2 protein-coding genes are annotated in these 2,408 nt (G+C 70.3%); both read right to left on the reverse strand.

Annotation, left to right across the window (positions count from 1 at the left end; genetic code table 11):
* A partial coding sequence (locus JNW87_RS37680; protein WP_375373599.1) for a helix-turn-helix domain-containing protein occupies positions 1-202 on the reverse strand: 202 nt, incomplete at its 3' end.
* A 287-nt stretch (positions 203-489) separates the two neighbouring features.
* Positions 490-2,073, reverse strand: coding sequence for an IS1182 family transposase (locus JNW87_RS37685; protein WP_238455365.1), 1,584 nt, complete (start codon positions 2,071-2,073; stop codon positions 490-492).
* Positions 2,074-2,408 lie beyond the last annotated feature (335 nt).

Below are 2,408 nucleotides of genomic sequence, written 5' to 3' on the forward strand. Positions count from 1 at the left end.
GGGTGGCGCCCGGACGAGGCTCGTCGGACAGGCCCTCCAGCCGGTCACGCACGAACCGGGCCCGCCACTTGTTCACCGTCTGCGGCCACACCCCGAGCCTCGCGGCGACGTCCTTGTTCGTCGCGCCTTCCGCGCACGCCAACACGATCCGCGCCCGCAACGCCAACGCCTGCGCGGTCTTCGCCCGACGCGACCAGGACACCAGAGTCTGACGCTCTACATCGGACAACACCAGCTCGGCCTTTGGACGCCCTGTTCGTGGCATACCACGAAGCCTACCCAAATTTAGCAACTAATCAACGACTCAGGACACTAGGTAGCTGGTGTTAAACGGCTGTTGACCGGATCCCGGTCGACCGCCGTTTCGGCTGGGTGGTGTCGGTTCGGTGTGCTGGTTCGATGGTTTCGACGTGCTGAATTTGTTGCTGGGGCGGGGATGTAGGCCCTTGAGGGCGTTTGCCGGGTGGGGTCAGCGGTGCCTTGTGGTCCTCAGGCGGGGTTGAGGGTCCAGCCGCGGAGGGTGTGGGTGAGGCCGAGGGTGGCGAGTCGGGCGAGGTCGACCGCGGCGGCGAGGAGGGTGAAGTCGGCGGCGACGCGGGTCCGGCCGCGCATGCGTGCGCGTCGCCCGCCGTGGCGGCGGCGCATGAGGTGGGCGATTTTGCGTTCGACCTTGGGTCGGGTGGCCCGGTAGTCGGCTTGCCAGGCGGGGTCGGTTTGGCGGGTGCGGGCGGTGGTGAGGTGTGCCTCGTGCCGGCTGATGGTGATGCTGCGGCCGATCTTGGACTCGGTGCACTGCCCGCGCAGGGGGCAGATGGCGCAGGCGGTGCCGAAGTCGGCTTTGCCGGCGTGGCGGGCGTGGCCCTTGACCGGCCGGATCGAGACGGTCAGGCCGGCCGGGCAGGTGACCGTAGCCGCGTCGAGGTTGATGTCGAAGCGGTCCTTGGTGAACTTCCCGGCGGGCGCGTTCGGTGGCTGGACCTTGGTCTTGATGTCGATCCCGGCGGCGTTGAGCCGGTCGAGGACCTCGCCGGCGCCGTAGGCGGCGTCGCCGTAGACCGCTGCGGTGTCCTCGGCCGGTTCGGTGGTGTCGGTGAGGTCGGTAATGAGGTCGGCGGCGGGCTCGGCGTCGCCGACGTTGCCGGCGGTGACCGCGGTCGCGGTGATGACCTCGGCGTCCGGGTCGACGGCGATGTGGCCCTTGTAGCCGTCGAAGCCGCGGTGGCTGGTCTTGTGTCCATGCCTGGCCTGCGGGTCGACGGTGGAGATCACCCGGTCCGGGGCGACCTTGCGGGCGATGCGCAGCACCCCGTCGGCGCCGGCCTCAAGGTCCTGGCCGAGCACCGTGGCCAGCAGCTGCATGGCCTGGATGACCGGCTCGGGCAGGTCGTCACGCCCGTCGAGGGCGGCCAGCAGGGCGTGCCCGTCGCGGGCCCGGGAATCGATCAACGCTTCCCGGGCGCTCTGATCGTCCCAGTCCACGACCGGCTTGGCCGAGCTGGTGTAGTCGTCACCGGCGGACAAGACCGCCCGCAGCGAGGCGGCCAGGTCGGGTCCGGCCACGCCGAGCAGGCCACGGATCGCCGAACGGATCAGCGTGATCGTGTCCATCGTGGCGACCGCGTCATACAACGGCGTGGAATCCAGCACCCTCCGCCGGCCCAGCAGTCCCGCCGTGCGGGCGGCGTCCAACGCCACCTCGAAAATCCGGTCCGGCCGCTGCGAGCGGCGCAACCGTTCCCGCATGTCCACCAGCACGGTGTGGGCGAACCCGACCCGGCCGGCGCCGCCCCAGCCGCCGACCCCGGCCGCGTAACGCCACCGCGCGTCGAACATGAACCGGTCGACCGCTTCCCGGTCGGACAACCCCTCGAGCCGTTGCAGCACCATCACCGCCGCCACCACCGACGGCGGCACCGACCGGCGACCGACCTTCGCGAACAGGTCGGTGAACAAGCCGTCCGGGAACAACCGGTCACGATGCTCGTGCAGGAACACGAAGATCGAGTTAGCCGGGAGCGCATCCCCGCAGAACCGGCTGACCGGATCGAGAAGATCGAGCTGCTGCGACGCCACACCCAACGCCATACCAGCGAACTACTCAAATAGATGGAAAACGATGACCGCCACGCCGGCAGTGGCCATCGTGTAACACCAGCTACCTAGGAGCCCCGATGTTCCAGTTGCGATCCTCGCCCGGCCCGGAGGCCGGGCGCAGCCGCCGGCGCTGGGGGGTCAGGATCTCGACGGCCAGCAGGTTGCGATCCTCGCCCGGCCCGCCGGGCGCAGCTCGTTGCCCTTGCGGTCCTGGCCGTGCGGGCTGCACAGGGTTGCGATCCTCGCCCGGCCCGGAGGCCGGGCGCAGCCCACCGCGCCGGCCCGGGGTGGCCCGGGCCGGACGGTTGCGATCC

Origin of the sequence: Micromonospora sp. ATA51 (assembly GCF_016802855.1) — a bacterium.
Taxonomy (GTDB): Bacteria; Actinomycetota; Actinomycetes; order Mycobacteriales; family Micromonosporaceae; genus Micromonospora; species Micromonospora sicca.